The 17,690-nt window shown below is 41.3% G+C and carries 17 protein-coding genes and 3 pseudogenes; 13 read left to right on the top strand and 7 right to left on the bottom strand.

Going from position 1 to position 17,690, the window contains the following annotated elements; genetic code table 11:
- Window positions 1-8 precede the first annotated feature (8 nt).
- Window positions 9-284: an HU family DNA-binding protein gene (locus J5O05_RS17090; protein ID WP_208841715.1), complete on the bottom strand. Its 276-nt coding sequence runs from the start codon at window positions 282-284 to the stop codon at window positions 9-11.
- Between the two features lie 134 nt (window positions 285-418).
- On the opposite strand from J5O05_RS17090, the gene J5O05_RS17085 reads away from it, so the two are divergent.
- Both J5O05_RS17085 and J5O05_RS17080 read left to right on the top strand, forming a co-directional pair.
- Window positions 419-985, top strand: a complete 567-nt coding sequence (locus J5O05_RS17085) for an inner membrane-spanning protein YciB (protein WP_208841714.1) — start codon at window positions 419-421, stop codon at window positions 983-985.
- A 134-nt stretch (window positions 986-1,119) separates the two neighbouring features.
- Window positions 1,120-1,761: a CPBP family intramembrane glutamic endopeptidase gene (locus J5O05_RS17080; protein ID WP_208841713.1), complete on the top strand. Its 642-nt coding sequence runs from the start codon at window positions 1,120-1,122 to the stop codon at window positions 1,759-1,761.
- Window positions 1,762-1,791: 30 nt separating this feature from the next.
- Here J5O05_RS17080 and J5O05_RS17075 read toward each other — a convergent pair whose 3' ends face one another.
- Complete coding sequence (locus J5O05_RS17075) at window positions 1,792-3,216, bottom strand: sodium-dependent transporter (protein ID WP_208841712.1); 1,425 nt, start codon at window positions 3,214-3,216, stop codon at window positions 1,792-1,794.
- A gap of 177 nt (window positions 3,217-3,393) precedes the next feature.
- Here J5O05_RS17075 and J5O05_RS17070 point away from each other — a divergent pair.
- From J5O05_RS17070 to J5O05_RS17050, 5 genes and pseudogenes are all read left to right on the top strand, one after another.
- Window positions 3,394-3,691, top strand: a pseudogene (locus tag J5O05_RS17070) (YciI family protein).
- A 116-nt stretch (window positions 3,692-3,807) separates the two neighbouring features.
- Window positions 3,808-4,059, top strand: a complete 252-nt coding sequence (locus J5O05_RS17065) for a PepSY domain-containing protein (protein ID WP_244369500.1) — start codon at window positions 3,808-3,810, stop codon at window positions 4,057-4,059.
- A 3-nt stretch (window positions 4,060-4,062) separates the two neighbouring features.
- Window positions 4,063-4,738, top strand: a pseudogene (locus J5O05_RS17060) (response regulator transcription factor).
- Window positions 4,732-6,073 (top strand): annotated as a pseudogene (locus J5O05_RS17055) (ATP-binding protein). The pseudogenes J5O05_RS17060 and J5O05_RS17055 overlap by 7 nt, the downstream one beginning before the upstream one ends.
- Window positions 6,060-6,464, top strand: coding sequence for a hypothetical protein (locus tag J5O05_RS17050; protein WP_208841711.1), 405 nt, complete (start codon window positions 6,060-6,062; stop codon window positions 6,462-6,464). The pseudogene J5O05_RS17055 and the gene J5O05_RS17050 overlap by 14 nt, the downstream one beginning before the upstream one ends.
- Here J5O05_RS17050 and J5O05_RS17045 read toward each other — a convergent pair.
- Window positions 6,461-7,498 carry an AI-2E family transporter gene (locus J5O05_RS17045; protein ID WP_208841710.1) on the bottom strand — a complete coding sequence of 346 codons (1,038 nt, stop codon included), beginning with the start codon at window positions 7,496-7,498 and terminating at the stop codon, window positions 6,461-6,463. The two genes, J5O05_RS17050 and J5O05_RS17045, sit on opposite strands and share 4 nt — an antisense overlap.
- 129 nt (window positions 7,499-7,627) lie before the next feature.
- Between J5O05_RS17045 and J5O05_RS17040 the strand changes: the two genes are divergently transcribed.
- Window positions 7,628-8,515, top strand: a complete 888-nt coding sequence (locus J5O05_RS17040) for a TIGR01777 family oxidoreductase (RefSeq protein ID WP_208841709.1) — start codon at window positions 7,628-7,630, stop codon at window positions 8,513-8,515.
- 72 nt (window positions 8,516-8,587) lie between these two features.
- On the opposite strand, the gene J5O05_RS17035 is transcribed toward J5O05_RS17040, so the two are convergent.
- Window positions 8,588-8,983 carry a tellurite resistance TerB family protein gene (locus tag J5O05_RS17035; RefSeq protein WP_208841708.1) on the bottom strand — a complete coding sequence of 132 codons (396 nt, stop codon included), beginning with the start codon at window positions 8,981-8,983 and terminating at the stop codon, window positions 8,588-8,590.
- A 228-nt stretch (window positions 8,984-9,211) separates the two neighbouring features.
- Between J5O05_RS17035 and J5O05_RS17030 the strand changes: the two genes are divergently transcribed.
- The 3 genes from J5O05_RS17030 (at window position 9,212) to J5O05_RS17020 (ending at window position 11,711) form a co-directional block, all read left to right on the top strand.
- A complete protein-coding gene (locus J5O05_RS17030; RefSeq protein ID WP_244369498.1) occupies window positions 9,212-10,075 on the top strand; it encodes a hypothetical protein in 864 nt (287 codons plus the stop codon).
- A gap of 221 nt (window positions 10,076-10,296) precedes the next feature.
- Window positions 10,297-10,707 carry a hypothetical protein gene (locus tag J5O05_RS17025; RefSeq protein WP_208843078.1) on the top strand — a complete coding sequence of 137 codons (411 nt, stop codon included), beginning with the start codon at window positions 10,297-10,299 and terminating at the stop codon, window positions 10,705-10,707.
- A gap of 80 nt (window positions 10,708-10,787) precedes the next feature.
- Entirely contained in the window at window positions 10,788-11,711 is a 924-nt protein-coding gene (locus J5O05_RS17020) for a M14 family metallopeptidase (RefSeq protein ID WP_208841706.1), read from the top strand.
- Window positions 11,712-11,777: 66 nt separating this feature from the next.
- Here J5O05_RS17020 and J5O05_RS17015 read toward each other — a convergent pair whose 3' ends face one another.
- On the bottom strand, window positions 11,778-12,368 hold the full coding sequence (locus J5O05_RS17015) for a CBS domain-containing protein (RefSeq protein ID WP_208841705.1): 591 nt from the start codon (window positions 12,366-12,368) through the stop codon (window positions 11,778-11,780).
- Window positions 12,369-12,685: 317 nt separating this feature from the next.
- Here J5O05_RS17015 and J5O05_RS17010 point away from each other — a divergent pair, with 317 nt between their 5' ends.
- Window positions 12,686-13,642, top strand: coding sequence for an FHA domain-containing protein (locus J5O05_RS17010; RefSeq protein WP_208841704.1), 957 nt, complete (start codon window positions 12,686-12,688; stop codon window positions 13,640-13,642).
- A gap of 70 nt (window positions 13,643-13,712) precedes the next feature.
- On the opposite strand, the gene J5O05_RS17005 is transcribed toward J5O05_RS17010, so the two are convergent.
- The gene (locus tag J5O05_RS17005; RefSeq protein ID WP_208843077.1) at window positions 13,713-14,225 is read right to left on the bottom strand and encodes an Mpo1 family 2-hydroxy fatty acid dioxygenase; all 513 of its coding nucleotides are present in this window, start codon (window positions 14,223-14,225) and stop codon (window positions 13,713-13,715) included.
- A 272-nt stretch (window positions 14,226-14,497) separates the two neighbouring features.
- On the opposite strand from J5O05_RS17005, the gene J5O05_RS17000 reads away from it, so the two are divergent.
- On the top strand, window positions 14,498-15,736 hold the full coding sequence (locus J5O05_RS17000) for an amidohydrolase (protein WP_244369502.1): 1,239 nt from the start codon (window positions 14,498-14,500) through the stop codon (window positions 15,734-15,736).
- Window positions 15,737-15,799: 63 nt separating this feature from the next.
- Here the strand turns inward: J5O05_RS17000 and recD are convergent, their stop codons facing one another.
- On the bottom strand, window positions 15,800-17,683 hold the full coding sequence (gene recD / locus J5O05_RS16995) for an exodeoxyribonuclease V subunit alpha (protein ID WP_208844562.1): 1,884 nt from the start codon (window positions 17,681-17,683) through the stop codon (window positions 15,800-15,802).
- Window positions 17,684-17,690 lie beyond the last annotated feature (7 nt).

Here is a 17,690-nt window from a genome sequence, read left to right as displayed (position 1 = left end):
CACTTTCTTTAATTAGAAAGTGCCTCTTTCAGCGCTTTGGCAGGCTTAAACAACACTTTGTTTGCACCCTCTATTAAAATTTTCTCACCTGTCTGTGGATTACGACCCTCTTTGGCAGGATGATAACTCAGGGTAAACGTCCCCAAATTGTGAAGTTGGACTTGGTCACCTTCAGATAGACGTTTTGTGATGATTGCAAGTAGGCTATTTAATGCAGCGTTTACGTGAGTTTTCGGTAGTTCAGCTTGTGCTGACATAAGCTCAACAAGCGACTTTTTGTTCATCCGTTTTCCTTCTGTTTCTCGCAACGACACTCGAAAAGCTCGGCAGGCTATGGGAATTAAAGAGTAAAGTCAATCTTGAACTTCTTTGAACAACTTGGTAAAACCACGTTATCTTATTAGGAGAGACTTATTTTATGGCACTGTTATTCGAGTATTTGCCACTTATTTTATTTTTTGTCGTTTATAAAGCCGTCGACATTTTTTGGGCAACTGGCGTTTTAATCATCGCTGCGATTGTCCAATTGGTGTATTACAAAGTTTCTACTGGAAAAATAGAAACCCGACACTGGATTTTTGCGGGGATTGCCGTGGTGCTTGGAGGGATGACTCTGGCATTTCACGACGAACAGTTTATTCAATGGAAAGTCTCTATCATCTACGCACTACTCGGCTTGTCCATCTTATTTGGGAAACTGCTCTTTAAAACCAACTTAGTGGAAAAAGCATTAATGGGCCTTTTCTCTTCAGTGCAGAAAGAGCAAGAAGTTGAAATTAATATTCCTAACGCAATTTTTAATCAGCTTCTGGTACTTTGGGTTTTCCTATTTTTAAGTATTGCGGTCTTAAATCTTTACGTGGCGTTTAACTATTCGCTCGATACGTGGGTGAATTTTAAAGTGTTTGGATTGATGGGTATTACTTTTATCGCAATCGTATTTACGATGTTTAAAGTGTACAAGTTCTTACCAGAAGAACAGTAATCACATTCTGCCGCGCCTAACTAACTTAATTTTAGGCGCGGCATTCAAAATTTTCTCAAGTCTGTGAATTTCGTCACAAAGCTGCCTTTCTTGGTCTATAGTCTGAACATACAGTCCATAAATTGAACAAGACCTTGAACTCTTCTCAATATCGGTGGTGTGAACTGATTTTTGTGTTTTTTGGTTTGCCTTTAATGGCATATCAATTCCGAGCACAACTTGCTAACTGGCTGCTTCCTGCATTAATAATCCTTATGGCGATCTGCGCCTTTTTGTTACTTACCGACCCGCATTTCAAGCGCTTTAGGTTAACAACCTTAGGTACATTTTCCGCAGTGAAACAACGTCTTTTCACCTTTTTCCTAATCGGTGCGCTATTCTCTGGCATGCTTTATGGCCTTATCAATCAAGACAACTGGTTTGCCCTACCACGGCAATCTCCATTAGATTGGCTAAGACTACTGATTGTGTACCCGCTGCTCTCCGTGTTGCCACAAGAGCTTATATTTAGGAGTTATTTCTTTCATCGCTACAAACGAATTATTCCGAAAAAATCACACCGTGTGATCCTAAGCGCGTTAACGTTTGCTTTGGCTCATTGCGTCTACGATAACTTGATGGCTATTCTGCTGTCGTTTTGTGGGGGCTTGTTATTTGCGTACACTTACGCACAAAGCCGTTCACTTTTGGTGTGTGTACTAGAACATAGTTTGTGGGGGCTTTGGATATTTACGTTGGGATTGGGTGGATATCTAGACTCTGGGGCAAATTGGTAAGGTGTATACACACCCTACCAATTTGAACACTTAGAAACCGAATAGACTGGTACCGAAAAATTTCGTTGCGACAGTATTAATAAAAATGGCGAGCAAAATCACAGGAATAAAGGTCGATAGCGAGAAGTTAACGTACTTCTCCATCCAACTGCCTTCATAGCCTTCACAACCTTGAGCTAGCTCTTCAGAAAGTTTCGCTTTTTTCCATTTATACATAACAAAAATACACACGATTAACCCGTTCAAAGGCAAAATAGTGTCGTAGAAGATATCGTAAACCAAGTCAAACATGCTCTTGTTAGCACCACCATACCAAGTAAACTTGGTTAACCATTCAACCATGCCAAATGACATCGTACACATCACAGTAAGAATACCGATAGATGCAGCAAGCACCATAAGTGCCTTTTTACGACTCAGGCGAGCTTCTTCGATTAATGTAGCGGTAGGTACCTCAACAATTGACACAAGCGATGTAATAGCAGCAAAGAAAACCAGCAGGAAGAACACACCCGCAACTAATGATGCGCCAACGTAGCCAATGTCTGATTGCAATGCGAGTAACAGTTTAGGCAAATAGACAAAAATCATAGAAACTGACGAGTCTGACAGTTCTTCAGGATTGGTGTTTGGGTTAAAACTGAAAATTGCAGGCAGTACCATTAATCCCGCGATAAACGCGACCAGTGAATCGGTAATGGCAACCATACGCGCACCACCAACTATGTCGTCTTTTTTAGATATATAAGACGCGTAAGTCATTAGAATCCCCATACCTAATGACAACGAGAAAAACGCTTGTGAAAGCGCGCCGTTCAATACACCTGCATTAAGTTTGGAAATGTCCGGCACAATATAAAATTTCACACCAGCCATCGCGTTATCAAGTGTAAGCACATAAGCCACTAAACCAATCAATAACACAAACAATGCTGGCATTAATACTTTAGATGCCTTTTCAATTCCTTCTTTAACGCCACCAACTAATATCAAATTAACAATGACAGCCACTACTATCATGTACCAGAACACGTTGGTGTTGTTGATAAATGTATCAAAATGTTCAGGTTGCGCTAACAGGTCCAAATTACCGAGTGTTGTCTGAGCAAGATAACCGAAAATCCAGACAGTGATGACCATATAAAATACCGCGATCATAAATGGCGTGATCACACCAAGCATACCCGCTATTGACCATTTCGTTGAACGGTCCGACAGTTTCTTGTAGGCACCATATGGGTCTTTTTGGGCTTTTCGACCCATCGCCATTTCGGCCATCATGACAGGTAAACAAATGAACGCTACAAACAATGCGTAGATGAGAAGAAATGCGCCACCACCGTTTTTTGTTGCAGAGACAGGGAAACCCACTAGGTTTCCAATACCTACTGCCGATCCTGCGGCCGCTAAAATAAACCCTAGTCGCGAGCTAAAATGCTCTCGATTGCTACTCATGCGAACTACCTTATTATTATTTTTTCCAATATCCGGCCGACTCTACCAGTCTTAGCTCAACGATTTCAAGTGTTATGCCGTTAAACCCGACTAATTACTGGCGCATTACGTTTACACATACCCATGAGACAGTCTAAGATACGCCATAGAACCACATAAAAAGTGCCAAGGATTAATATGTTGTACATGATTTACTCTATCGATGTTGAAAATTCGCTCGATAAACGCTTAGCAACTCGCCCACTACATCTTGCACGATTAGAAGCGCTAAAAGAAGAAGGAAGATTATTTACTGCGGGTCCTCTTCCAGCTATCGACAGTAATGATCCGAGGCTCTGCTGGATTCACAGGTTCATTGGTTATCGCAGAGTTTGACTCGCTTGAAGCCGCTAAAACTTGGGCTGCTGCTGACCCTTACCTAGACGCTGGCGTCTACAAGGAAAGTATCGTAAAACCGTTCAAACGCGTGTTTTAAGGTATTCATTTTAATTCAGGAAGAGTTCAGAGCGTCGCGACTAGGCTTGTACCATGCCTTGCATTTGTAGTCTGTGTAAAAGCCTACGATGTCGTAACCCAGAAAATTGGAGTTAGATGATGAGATTGTTCACTTTAGTTGCGGTGATTGGACTGAGTATTTGGTCTTTGCCACCAGCCTTTGGGAAAACAGACTCTGACACATTGACTAAAAAGGAAGCCGTTGAATTAGCATTAAAGGAATACAGCGGTAAGACACTTAAAATTACAGATCAAGGCTCGTACTACATCATTCGAATTCTCGGTTCAAATGGCCGGGTGCTTGATGTACAAGTAGACAAGAAGACAGGCGCTGTGCGTAAGGACTAAACCATGCGAATTTTGGTAATTGAAGACGATTTGCATTTGGCAGACAACCTGCGAAATGCTCTAGAAAAAGAAAAATACAGTGTTGATGTTTGCCATGATGGTGAGTCTGGCTTATTCCATATAAAAGAGTACCCGCTCGACATGGCGGTTATCGACTTAGGTTTACCTAAACTTGATGGTATTGAGCTGATTAAAAAAGCAAGAGCTGCTGAAGTTGATATCCCAATCCTCATTTTAACAGCTCGCGACAGATGGCAAGACAAAGTTGAAGGTCTCGACGCTGGCGCAGACGATTACTTAACGAAACCATTCCATGTAGAAGAATTGATTGCGCGCTGTAATGCGCTTATACGTCGCAGTGCAGGCCAAGCGAACCCTGAAATTATTATCGGCCCAATTAAACTAAATACCCGCTCTCAACAAGTTTGGGTGAACGATGAAGAAATGAGTTTAACGGCTTACGAGTATAAAGTCCTCGAATACATGATGGTAAACCCACAAAAGGTTATTTCTAAGGCTGAGTCTCACTGAACATATCTATGATCAAGACTTCGACTTAGATTCAAACGTTATCGAAGTTTTCGTACTACGCCTTCGTAAGAAACTTGACCCATCGGGCGAACTTAACCCTGTTGAGACGCTTCGCGGTAGAGGATATAGGTTAAAAACACAGTGGTAATTGGACCGCAAATATCCCTAAAAATAAGACAAGGATTTATCCTTGTCTTTGTTTTAGTTGTTGCTTTACCTTCGCTTTTCTTTTCGATTGGTCGTGCTTATTACGATTCTCTGGTCGAAGCCACGCGCAATACACTTGAAGCACACTTATATTCGCTTATCTCAGAAGTTGAATTTTTGGATGAGGGAATTGGCATGCCCAGAAGCATCTTGGCACCCGAACTCAATCGCCTCAACTCAGATACTTACGCGCTAATTTATCAAGGTAACGAACTCATTTGGTATTCCGAGTCTGCTGTAAATCTCTCCGTCTCACCCGAATTCAGTGATGCGCAGGCTGGTAACTCAGATTTTAGACGTGTTGATTACCAAGGCGTTGCCTATTGGCAACTCAGCTTAACGGTTATCCTCGGCAACGCGGAGCATTCACAGCAAGCCCGTTTTATCTTATTAAAGCAAAACTCTGCTCTACTCGCTCAAATGGGTCGATTTAGGGATACACTCGTCACGTGGATGCTGATAATGGGGATTGTGATTGCAGGACTCATGGCGCTTGGCTTTATTTGGAACGCACGACCGCTGCAACGACTGGACAAAGAAATCAAAGAAATTGAAGCTGGCAATCGAGAACGAGTGTCAGGACTCTACCCTGTCGAACTTCGAAATATCAAGCTCGACTTAAACCTTCTACTGGAATCACAGCAACGTCAGAAAGAACGGTATCGAGCCTCATTAAGTGATCTCGCGCATGCCTTAAAAACACCTTTAGCGGTTTTGAAATCGAGTCTCCTTAGCAAACGATTTAGACGCTCAGGAGCAACTTGACCGCATTAACGCAATGATTGAGCATCAATTAAAGCGAGCTGCAACGGGTGCTTCTGATGCTTGGAAAAAGCAAACTGAAATTGAACCTATTGTACAGTCTATACTTAATGCAATGAGAAAGGTTTATCACCAAAAAGACATTGAATTTACGTTTTCATGTGAAGAGAAAGCCGCTTTTCTTGGAGACAAAACAGATTTAATGGAAATTTTTGGCAATTTAATTGATAACGCGTGTAAAGCTTGCGCATCCAAAGTCGATATAACGGTGACCCGTTTGCAAAACAAAGGTGTTCGCTTGTGCGTTAGTGATGATGGGCCTGGTGTCCCAGAGGACAAGCGAGAAGATCTTCTTACCCGAGGCAAACGGCTAGACACATATGAAGCAGGACATGGCGTAGGTATGGCGATTGTGTCAGACTTGGTCAATTCCTATCACGGTAATTTAGTGATAGGTCAGTCAGAGCTCGGCGGCGCAGAATTTGTGGTAGAATTTAAAAATGAAAAGAACTAATTTAATGGCTTTGAGCTTACTTTTAGCTCCTTCTGTACATGCTCTAGACAATTTGCGCGATTGCAGTGCTCTTGAAAGTGATCATCCTGAAAAAGCTAAAAAGTATATCCAATGTTTAGATCAAAATATCGAACTGTTAAAATCATCTGAACAGACTTGGTTTCAAAAGCTCAAGCTAGACATTGAAAAAATACAGGAAGATACTGGTAACACTCAGCTCCTGCCTATCATTAAACGAGCTGCCAGTAACCAAGTAAATTATATGGAAGACACCTGCAGATGGCGTTATTTGCATAAAATGCCTAATCCAACGAAGGCGGCAATTGCCTATAAAACCTGCGAAATTAATTTACGTAAACAAAACTTAGAAACGCTTAAGATGCCCTATTAGTGGGCATCTTTGTTTTCATCAACGTTCCCTAGTAAGACCGCAAGCCACTTCCCTTTCTCTGTATTTTCTAAACCTATCTTAACGACCATAGTGAGAGGAACCGACAACAACATACCCACCGTTCCGAGTAGCCATCCCCAAAAAATGAGTGATAAGAAAACAACCAACGTTGATAACCCAAGCCCTTTACCCATAAATTTCGGTTCAATGATATTGCCCATCACCGTATTAATGATGACATAACCAATTGCAACAATTCCAGATTCCAACGGACCGAGTGTAACAAGTGCAAGTAAAACAGCGGGCACGGCGGCGATGATTGAACCAATGTTTGGAATGTAATTCAAAAAGAAAGCAATAACGCCCCATAACAGAAAATAATCCAACCCGAGGATCCAGAGGAAAACACTCACCAACACACCGGTGGCCAGCGAAACAAGCGTTTTGATGGCAAGATAACTGTTGATAGACTCTAAGAATCGGTCAATGGCTTTCATTTTCATTTCAGGGTCATCTAATGCGAGATGCACTTTTTGACTTAAGGTTGGCGCCTCGAAAAGCATAAAGATAACAGTTAACATGATGAGGAATATGTTTGCCATCACACCACCTAGGCTCGACAAAGTATTTGTAGCCACATCAAATACTTGGCCTGGATCAAAGAGCTTAATGAGTTGCTGCTTGTCAACCGGTACGCCATACGTTGCCGCGATATTAATTAACCACACGAACTTGTCTTGTAGCTGAGCCTTGTAACTTGGAAGCTGTTTCGAAAAATCCGTTACAGATTGCCCGACCAATCCAGCTAAACTCACACCTATACCAACCACGATTGCGATAATAAGCAAAATAGAAATGCCTTTTGGTATATGAAACCGAGCAAAGAAATGAAGCATTGGACTACAAATAATGGCGATAAACGCTGCCAATATAAATGGAATAACTATGCTACTAGCAAGCTTAATTCCGGCAAAAACAATAACCAGACAAGCGAGTATTACTAGTGTTCGATGTGCGGGTGAAACTTGAGACATCTTTTTCCCTTTCAAACGGTTGAAACACGCATATACCACAATGTGTTTCAAATAAATTCGTGGCGCTCGCGCTAATCTAAACCATCCACTATACCGTATATAGAGTATATTTCAGTCACATAAACTTCTATGAAAATATTAATAACAGGTGGAACTGGTTTAATCGGTAGCATGCTTTGTGCTCAATTAAACGCACACTCGCTTTTTGTGTTAACAAGAAACACTGACAATAAACTGTTCAGTGGCTCAAATCATATCACTCCAATCTCACACATTGAAGATGTTGATTTTAATGATATTGATGCAGTAATCAATTTGGCTGGTGAGCCTATCGCTGAAAAACGGTGGAATGAGCAACAGAAGCAGTTAATTGTGCAAAGTAGACTTGGGATAACGCAATCGCTCGTTTCGAAAATAAATAACTGTGTAAATCCACCTAGCGTTTTTATCTCGGGAAGTGCAATTGGCTACTACGGTAGGCAATCGCCAAATCTACTGATAGATGAATCGTTTGAAGAAGCCTTTATTGAGTTTTCACATGAATTATGTTCGATGTGGGAAAATGAAGCACTTAAGACCAACCAGAATACTCGCGTATGCATACTCCGAACTGGCATTGTGTTGAGTAAAGACGGTGGAGCACTAAAAAAACTGCTGCCGTCGTTCAAGCTAGGAATAGGTAGTGTAGTTGCGGATGGCCGGCAATTAATGTCTTGGATCCACATCCAAGACATGGTCAAAGGCATCATTTTTTTGCTTGAAAATTCAACTTCAAACGGCATTTTCAATATGACTGCACCAAACGCGGTTAACAACCATGAATTTTCAAAAACACTCGCTGCACAACTTCACAGGCCTTGCTTACTCTCTATGCCTGCATGGGTAATGAAATTACTATTCGGTGAAATGGCAGATTTACTCATCTATGGGCAGGGAGTTTATCCAAAACGTCTGCTTGGCGCGGGCTTCAATTTTGACTACCCTACATTAGACAAGGCACTCAATGACTTATTGTGAAAGAAAAAACGCTCCAAATACTGATACCTAAAGAACGGTGAAAAGCGCAAGGTCTCACCGTTCTTGTACAGGCTAAATAATTTCCGCTTCAAGCAATGACAATGCTCTGCGTTCTTTGTCATCAACCGTGCCATCCGCTTTTGACACTTCAGTAGCTAGTTTCAAAGCCAAGTCTCGCATTGGTGCATCTACAATATGCTTCAAACGGTGTTGAATAAATGACTCAACCTCGTTACTTTGGATGGCAAGAATACACTTCCCTTGCATGTCCGTAATGTAATCATCGAGGGGAATAACAGAATGCCAGTCTAAATTGCGAGCAAACGATTTAACGACAAGCTTTTCTTTATCATCAATTGCGCCATCAAGTCCCATAAACAAAATAGCAATGTCTAACAGTGATTCTTTCTGTAATTGCTCGATGCTAATGCCCATATCAAAGTGTGTAAGTAGCTGTTCAAATTTCATTTTTTATTCCTTTTAAATTTGAAAAGCCGCACCAGACTATTCTCTCTTTGATGAATGCTTTTCGTTGCAAGTTTATTTTTATAGCAGCTTTTACCGCGCTCAAAAATAGTATCAGCATATGATTTTTTTTCATTTTGCAATAAACGAAAACTGGTCTAGCAAGTTTATTTTTTTAACCAAAAATAACACTTTACGCTACACTCATAAGGGAATCGACGGTACTTATTCATGCAAAAAACCTGTTTAACCTTTTTGACCCTCATGTCGTTATGCACATCCGCTTCTGATGGGTTGGAAGTGCCTATAACTATTGAAAAAGATATTTACGAATATACCCAGACACTCTTAGGTAGTGACTCACCACTGACCATCGAGCACTTTCAACACGAAGTATGTCAACGTGATGTTGTTGACTTTATACTGGTACAAAGAGCAATTGCCTTGGGGGGATTGAACTTACAGTTTGAATTTGAACTTGGCAATTATGACGCGCGCAATTTAAGACTTTTAAAAGATGGCTTGTTATTAATTAGTTTTGACACCATTTGGTACAGTGACGCAGCAAAATACGAAGACGAAGTTTACATTTCAGATCCTATAATTCGTAAAGGGGAATACTTTGCCGGTATCTTTACCTCCCCTTCTAGAATAGCTGAAGTAAGTAAAAAGATAACCTCCGATTTAAGCGGTGTCTCAATTGTTTCTAGCCAAGCGTGGTATGTTGATTGGAAGACAATTAACGCGCTAAAGCCAAAAACACTTGTTGATGAATCAGATTGGATAGTCATGGCTAAAATGGTTAGTCGCGGCTGGGTCGATGTAATGCTCGTACCTTTTACGAATCATCCCCCTTATGAATATCAAGGTACAGGCTATAAAATTGAGGCAATTCCAAAATTAAAAATTGCACTTTTAGACAGTCGACATTTTGTTGTATCAAAAAAGCATCCTCTTGGAGCAAACGCATTTCAAGCATTGCAAACAGGGTTATCGATTCTTCGTAAAACGGGTTTTATTGAACGAGCTTATCAAGAGTGCGGATTTCTAAATCAAAGCGTAACGAACTGGAAAACCTTAATGCCGCCTCAGTAAAATTGCACTTTCGAATACAATTTCTTCAAGCCACCATCGAGTTTATACCGCTGCAGATGCTTTTCGATATATTTAACGTGTTATTCATTTGTTATATTTCAATGTGTTATAACTAATATCAAAATACAACCTCAAAAATTAGTGATTTTGTACTACCTCCACATTTCCTCCATTTTGTTCCATTAAGCTAAACACAATCAAAAATGTAGTGAGTTGATGACATGAGAGAATTACAACTAAACATTAATAAATCTTTTTATGTGCTATTGTGCGTATTCGCCGTCGCGATCTGGGGATTTGGCGCGTTGTTGAATGATTTTGGAAAGTCGTCATTCAATCATGTGGAGCTGTTTCTTGCATTAGTTATTGTTCTATTTTGCGCTTTCCATTTAGCCTTGTCTCTGACAGGTCAGCGTAAAGCCGTCTTTTGCTCTCAAGGACTATACTACATAAATGCGCTAGGCAAACGTCGCTATGTTTTAGCAGAACAAATTACTGGAGTAAAAGTACTTTCTGTTTTTGGACTAAAAGTTACTAAAATCTCACTTGTTGATTCGACCTTACTGTTCGTTGCGTTCAATCCATGTGAAAAGCAACTTGCACAACTTCGTGTGCAAGGATACGCGATTTAGTCTAACCACCCTATTTCACTTGCTAAGAAAGCGCTGCTTTCTTAGCATAATGGCTACCTTTCAAAGTAATGGCAGCTTAAATGAATAACATTTATCCAATTGGCACACCTGGTGAGCCATGGCAACAACACCACAAAGAAATGTGGTTTTCCTCGCAAGTATCTCACCGCAGTTATTTTAACGAAGTTGTATCTAAGATTGATGAATTAACTGAGAATTTTGATAAAGTTCAGTACGGAACGTTAGACTATGCTCAGCGTTTTCCTCTTTTTATCCTTAAAAGTAAAGTTTGGGATAATACAAAACCCAATGTACTCATTACCGGAGGTGTACATGGCTATGAAACGAGCGGTGTGCATGGCGCGCTTGATTTCTTAGCGCGTTTTGGCAAAGAGTACGAAGCTAAATTTAATCTCATCGTTGCACCTTGCATTAGCCCTTGGGGTTATGAAACGATAAATCGCTGGAATCCAAATGCAATCGATCCAAACCGTTCTTTTTACAGCAACAGCCCAGCGCCTGAAGCAGCTTCATTTATCAAATACCTAGCTGACAGTGAACTCTCCTTTCTAATGCATATTGATTTGCATGAGACGACTGACACTGATAACTCGGAATTTCGTCCTGCTTTGGCAGCCAGAGACGGTAAAGTCAACCACAACTGGAATATCCCAGATGGGTTTTATTTGGTCGGCCATACCCAAAAACCACAACCAGAATTTCAAAAAGCGATCATTGAAGAAGTCCAAAAGGTAACTACGATTGCGCCAGCTGATAGTAATAATGAACTAATTGGAGTTGCACTTGAACAGTTTGGCGTCATCAATTATGACGGTACAAAGTTGGGACTTTGCATGGGCGTAACTAATGCTCCTTATGTCACAACGACAGAAGTTTACCCAGATGGTGAACTTTCCACGCCAGAAAACTGTATTGCGGGGCAAGTTGCTGCAATTGTTGGTGCACTAAATTACGTGGGACAATTAAATCGAGAAGTGCAATAGCGTAAACGCGAATTTGGCTGAACAATACAGGTTGGCGCTCTCCAACCTGTATCTAAATAGATTTTGCTAGGCGTCTAATTCTTCTCTATCGTGGATAATTTCGAAAATCGACTTAAATGACCGAGCTTTTTCTAAGATATTCACCGGCATGTGCAATGCTCTTGCAATGTCACTTGCCGAAATCATACCTCGCAATGCGCCTTTGTCGTCAACCAATAACACATGTTGTTGACCTATATCTTGAAGTGTTTCAACGACGTCGCCAATTTTTGCTGATTCCACAAGACGATATGGCATTGCTTGAAGCTCAAATCGCTTAGTCATCATGTCTTCTACCGTTAAATCAGCACGACCTAAGCTTTTCTTTTGTGCTGTTGCTAATACTTTTCGACCCGTTAAATCTTTCGCGGTGATCACGCCAAGAAACGTATCATCGTGATCAATAACCAACTTCGATCTTACATGCCCATTTATCATCATATACAACGCATGGTCTACATCCACATCTTTCATGATGACTTGAGGTTGTCTACGAGTGAAATCTGTAACGACTTTAAGCGCTGAACTCGATAGTGAAAGCGGTTCAGAATCATAGTGGTCGCAAAACTGGAAAACCTCGTCTAGTTTTATGGTTTTAATTGCGCGGTATTCACCCATAACGGTACTCCTTAGCGGCAGTGCAGTGCCTTTCAAATCACTGCAAAAAAAGAAGGGAAAGGAAAATTTCGTGGTCCTTCTGATTAAAATATGGTCCATCCTTTTTTTGGTCGCAAGTAAAAAAAGCGCTAATTTGAAACAATCATGGTGTAATCCGCTGTAATCGTATAATCAACAAAATTACGGTATCATCTGGTCAAGACAGCAAGAATCAATTTGATTGATACTCTCCATTAACGATATGGTAGCCTCGAATAACAATGCCGACCAAGCGGCGTATACAAAAAAGGCGCTATTTTTAGATAGAAGGAATTTCAATGGCTTACTTAATTGATGAACAGAAATTAGAAAAGGTATATCTAAAGAGCTACCATACCGTTGGCAGACAGAAATTAAGCGTTGATACCATCATTGATAAGCCGACGATTTCTCGACATCATGCAATTATCGAATTGGCTGATGGTAAATGGCAAATTCGTGATGTAAGCACAAACGGTGTGTGGCTAAACGACAAAAAATTAGACAAAAACTTAAGTTATACGTTAGCCGTAAATGACAAAATCGATTTCGCCGTTGCCGGAGAAAACTCCTATGTTGTTGGAGATTTGGACACAAACTGTCGTTATCTAATTTCACAGTCCATTCCTCGCCAAGTAATCGAAGTGACGGACCAACACGTTATACCAAATGACGACGAACCCTCCTTCATTATTTACCATGACAAAATCATTAATTATTGGTTTATTGAAGACCTAAACACCAACGACCGACAAGCTCTTTTTGATGGTGGAATCGTCAAAGCGTTAGGCACTCAGTGGCAATATATTTGCGCAACAGAACACCAATCGACTGAGATCATGAACAACGAACACAATATTGCGCCTTGCTCACTGATGTTCAACGTAAGCCAAGATGAAGAGAACACCCAGCTTTCGATTAATGTCGATAATAAAGAATATGATCTCGGTACTCGCAGCCACCATTACCTTCTTTTGCTTCTCGCGAGACATAGAATCGAAGACAAGGAAAATGGCGTTGAGCTATCACATCAAGGTTGGCAATATCGTGAACACATGGCAAAAGATTTAGGTATTCAAATGAATCACATGAATATCATGTTGCATCGTGCTCGTAAGCAACTTTCTGATTTAGCGGAGCAAGGTGCGCCAGACTTAAGCTTTTTGTTAGAAACCTATTTCGGCAAAATTCGATTGAATTGTCAGGACTTAAGTATCATTAAAGGGGCACATTTAGAGACCCGCGTTACTTTTTAACTCCCTCATTTGACGCATTCTTGCCTGTTCAAGAATGCGTCATTTTAAAACTGACTCGGTTTAACTGAATCTAACGGTATTCACCTGCTTCACGAATAATGTCTTGTTCTAGTGGTTTGTGAAAACCTAAGATAAACAAAAATTCAGCCATCACGAACAGTGGGCCAATCGCAAGCCCAATCAAGTCATCAACAAATGCAGGCTTTTTACCTTCGTAATAGTGACCAACAAACTGAAATATCCAACCGACCACGAACAATATAACGCCCATAATAAGCATGCCGTAGTGTGAAAAAGAACCTAGATATGGTGCTGAATAACAGACAATCGCATACATTGCTGCAAACGCAGCGGCCATCGCGAAACCTAGAGATAGACTAAGCATAAGATAGTAAACAAGTGATAATGCAATCACGACTAACGTTGCGGTAACGGTGAATGAACCGACTTCCAAAACCGGAAAATAAAGCAAGTACATCACTGCAATCACAATAAGCGGAATACCGATAAAATGAGTCGCGATATTTCTTTTATCACGATGATAGCGTGCGTACTGACTGAGTTGTTCAACTAATGTTTTCATATTCTTGTTCTTAGAGTAGTTACTTTAAACTTAGGTTAAAACACGTCCAAAGTGAAAAGTCAATCGTTGCTATTTCACTCAGTGCATTCTTCCTTCTTAAGGCACTTGCCTTTGATGTTTTCTCGATGTTATTGCTTAAATCGACTCAAAGTTATGGTGTTTTAACGCAAATTTCTTTCATGGTTTACAATTGCGCCATACGCTAAAAAGAAAAAGGAAGCACAATGCGTCGCTCATCACTTTCTCTACCCTTCGTTCTAGCAATCTGTACGATGTCAGCATCGGCCAAACAAAATTCAACCATTACCGTATCCGCCGATTTACAGCAACAAGTTATCGATTGGCGCAGACATTTTCACGAGTTTCCAGAACTGAGCAATCGTGAATTTAAAACCAGTCAAACGATTTCTGATAACCTCAAAGCACTAGGCTTGGATGTTCAAACAAACATTGCACACACCGGTGTCGTTGCAATGTTAAAAGGTGCAACGCCTGGCCCTACAATCGCTTTTCGCGCCGATATGGATGCTTTACCTGTCAAAGAACAAGTCGACCTTCCCTTTGCTTCAAAGCAAACGGCAACTTATCGAGGTCAAACGGTTGGCGTGATGCACGCGTGTGGACATGATAACCACGTCGCAATTTTGCTTGGTGTGGCACATCAATTAAACGAAATGAAGGATCAGCTTTCAGGGAATGTGATGTTCATTTTTCAACCGGCAGAAGAAGGAGCACCTGAAGGTGAAGAAGGTGGCGCAGCATTAATGCTTAAACAAGGTCTATTCAAAGACATCAAGCCGGAGGCTGTTTTTGGATTGCACGTAACCAACCGTTTGCATTCTGGACAAATCGGATACCGAAGCGGCCCTCTGATGGCGAGTGAAGACTCTTTCGAAATGACCATTCATGGGAAACAAACCCATGGTTCACGTCCATGGAATGGCGTAGACCCTATTGTTACAGCTGCTCAAGTCATTATGGCTACACAAACTATCGCGTCTCGACAAGTTGATGTAACCAAAGCACCGTCCGTCGTGTCATTTGGCGCGATCAATGGTGGGATCAGATCGAACATTATTCCTGACGAAGTATCTTTGATTGGCACTATCCGTAGTTTCGACCAAGATATGCGCGCCGATATCAAAGAAAAGCTGGTGTTTACTGCAGAAACAGTAGCTAAATCACAAGGCGCAACGGCAGAGGTCAAAATTAAACATGGCTATCCTGTAACAGTAAACAACCCGACTCTGACCGAGAAAATGATCCCATCGATAAAACGAGTAGCAGGTGATGACAACGTCATGGAAGTTCCACTTGTCACAGGCGCTGAAGATTTTTCTTATTACGCGTTGGAAACACCCGGACTCTTTTTCTTTCTCGGTGTGACACCAAAAGATATGCCTTTGGATAAATCTGCAAGCAACCATTCACCTCGCTTTTATGTTGATGAACCGGCGCTTCAAGTTGGTGTTCGCGCCTTGACACAAATTGCTGTAGATTACTTAAAGTAGTTATTCAAAATCTTCCTACATAATGGGCGCTAAGCAAAATGCGCCCATGTATGCTCAACCAAATTAACTAATTAGTCGTTCATAGAGTCCTGAACTTCGCTGCACAGATTTTCGCATAGCCAGTTTTAACACCTCAGGTTGAGCCACCAATTCGAGCTTAAGCTTTGCTCGCGTTATACCTGTGTACACGAGTTGTCGATTGATACCTTGCTGTGCTTTTTGCATAGGTGGAAGCAGTATTGCAGTGTGTGGGAACTCGGAACCCTGAGATTTATGTATGGTCATAACATAGGCTAGCTCAAATTGAGGTAACCGTGCAGGATAGAAGAAACGCGTTTCACCTGCATCGTCGATAAAGCTTGCTTTAAGCTCCCCATCATCATCTAACATCAAAATGCCAATGTCACCATTAAACAATTTAAGTTGGTAATCGTTGTGCGTGATCATGATTGGCATACCCAAATAAAACCGCCCTGTTCGCAAAATCAAACCTTGCTGAACCAGCGCCTGTTCAATCTTGAAGTTCAACTCATTTGCTCCATATGCGCCTTCTCGCACTGCACATAGCAATCGGTATTGGTTAAACAATTCATGAACCATACTCGGTTTTTCATTGCGTGCTATCGCGGTTAGATATTGTGCATAGCGTTGTGCAGAACCAAGAATGAGATTCGTGTAACTTTGCTGTGACAGGTTTTCTAATTGGATATCGGCAAAGCCTTGTGCCAAGACCCAGTCTAGATGTCTGGAGTCATTGTTGTTAACAGCAAGTGCCAATTGACCAATGCCACTTTGCTCATTGAAGCGGTGACTTTTTTGCAAGAAGGACAAAGAATCTCTAAGCTTAAAATCATCTTGCTCACTAACCGCAGCCGAAAATACCGCTTCGCATAAGTTCTCTAGTTGGAGTCGATGTTCCGGCGTATAACTGGGGGTTACACCTAACGTTAATTTTTGACACAAATCACCCAACACACAGCCAGTATCGACCGACGCAAGCTGATCTTTATCTCCCAGTAAAATCAAGCGCGCGCCTTTTGGCAACGCCTTCACTAATTTTGCCATCAACGATAAGTCAACCATAGACGCTTCATCGACGATCAACACGTCTAAATGCAAAGGATTGGATTCATTGTGTCTAAATTTATTTGAAAAAGGGATGACTCCCAGTAAACGATGAAGCGTCTGCCCGTCTTCTGGGATCAGCGTCGACAGCATCTCAGGCAGCGCCAATTTATGTTTGGCCGATTTTATCGACTCGCTTAACCTAGCCGCGGCTTTACCGGTTGGTGCCACTAGCTTTATGTTAAGCGGAGCACCTTGATACAAAGACTGCAAAATCGCCAATAATTTGGTTACCGTCGTTGTTTTTCCAGTTCCTGGGCCACCTGTAATAATGGAGAAGCCGTTTAAAACAGCATTTGCACATGCGACTTTTTGCCAATCTACTTCATCGCTTTGTTTTGGAAAATACTCTGCCAATAACCATTTCAGTTGTTCTGCATCCACGTTGATTTGACGATTAGCCATTTCAAGAAAGCGCTGACTAAGCGTTGCCTCGTAACGAGCATGCCTCGAGAGATAAAGTTTTGAACCAAACAGTGAAAGTGGTTTGTTATCACCTACCGCAGGGTGTTTTTCGAGTAAATCGATTGCTTCAACCGCATCCTTAATCGAAATAACATCAAGTGGAAAATCAATGACCTGCTCTTTATCTCTAAGTCCGAAAGGGTTCATCCAATCAAGGTGACGTAACTCTAAACAGGTATGCTGTTGTTGTTCGGCAATGAGCAGCAATAAAACTAAGAAATAGACAGCATCGTTATCAAAGGCGACCATCTTTGCTAGTTTTACATCGCTGTGCCTTATTTTTCCGAGCGCTAAGAGGTGTTTGGTAATTTGCGTGACATCTAATTCACGAGCATCGAAATCAAAACCAACTTGCATGGACATT

The organism is Pseudoalteromonas xiamenensis, assembly GCF_017638925.1.
Classification (GTDB): Bacteria; Pseudomonadota; Gammaproteobacteria; order Enterobacterales; family Alteromonadaceae; genus Pseudoalteromonas; species Pseudoalteromonas xiamenensis.
Note: the sequence above shows the minus strand (reverse complement) of the source record. Positions and strands in the feature narration are given on the sequence as shown.

What these genes read in the sequence shown, in the direction of transcription:
- J5O05_RS17090 (WP_208841715.1), bottom strand. Translation starts at nt 284, where the DNA reads ATGAACAAAAAGTCGCTTGTTGAGCTTATGTCAGCACAAGCTGAACTA.
- J5O05_RS17085 (WP_208841714.1), top strand. Translation starts at nt 419, where the DNA reads ATGGCACTGTTATTCGAGTATTTGCCACTTATTTTATTTTTTGTCGTT.
- J5O05_RS17075 (WP_208841712.1), bottom strand. Translation starts at nt 3,216, where the DNA reads ATGAGTAGCAATCGAGAGCATTTTAGCTCGCGACTAGGGTTTATTTTA.
- J5O05_RS17065 (WP_244369500.1), top strand. Translation starts at nt 3,808, where the DNA reads ATGATGAGATTGTTCACTTTAGTTGCGGTGATTGGACTGAGTATTTGG.
- J5O05_RS17050 (WP_208841711.1), top strand. Translation starts at nt 6,060, where the DNA reads ATGAAAAGAACTAATTTAATGGCTTTGAGCTTACTTTTAGCTCCTTCT.
- J5O05_RS17045 (WP_208841710.1), bottom strand. Translation starts at nt 7,498, where the DNA reads ATGTCTCAAGTTTCACCCGCACATCGAACACTAGTAATACTCGCTTGT.
- J5O05_RS17040 (WP_208841709.1), top strand. Translation starts at nt 7,628, where the DNA reads ATGAAAATATTAATAACAGGTGGAACTGGTTTAATCGGTAGCATGCTT.
- J5O05_RS17035 (WP_208841708.1), bottom strand. Translation starts at nt 8,983, where the DNA reads ATGAAATTTGAACAGCTACTTACACACTTTGATATGGGCATTAGCATC.
- J5O05_RS17030 (WP_244369498.1), top strand. Translation starts at nt 9,212, where the DNA reads ATGCAAAAAACCTGTTTAACCTTTTTGACCCTCATGTCGTTATGCACA.
- J5O05_RS17025 (WP_208843078.1), top strand. Translation starts at nt 10,297, where the DNA reads ATGAGAGAATTACAACTAAACATTAATAAATCTTTTTATGTGCTATTG.
- J5O05_RS17020 (WP_208841706.1), top strand. Translation starts at nt 10,788, where the DNA reads ATGAATAACATTTATCCAATTGGCACACCTGGTGAGCCATGGCAACAA.
- J5O05_RS17015 (WP_208841705.1), bottom strand. Translation starts at nt 12,368, where the DNA reads ATGGGTGAATACCGCGCAATTAAAACCATAAAACTAGACGAGGTTTTC.
- J5O05_RS17010 (WP_208841704.1), top strand. Translation starts at nt 12,686, where the DNA reads ATGGCTTACTTAATTGATGAACAGAAATTAGAAAAGGTATATCTAAAG.
- J5O05_RS17005 (WP_208843077.1), bottom strand. Translation starts at nt 14,225, where the DNA reads ATGAAAACATTAGTTGAACAACTCAGTCAGTACGCACGCTATCATCGT.
- J5O05_RS17000 (WP_244369502.1), top strand. Translation starts at nt 14,498, where the DNA reads ATGTCAGCATCGGCCAAACAAAATTCAACCATTACCGTATCCGCCGAT.
- recD (WP_208844562.1), bottom strand. Translation starts at nt 17,683, where the DNA reads ATGCAAGTTGGTTTTGATTTCGATGCTCGTGAATTAGATGTCACGCAA.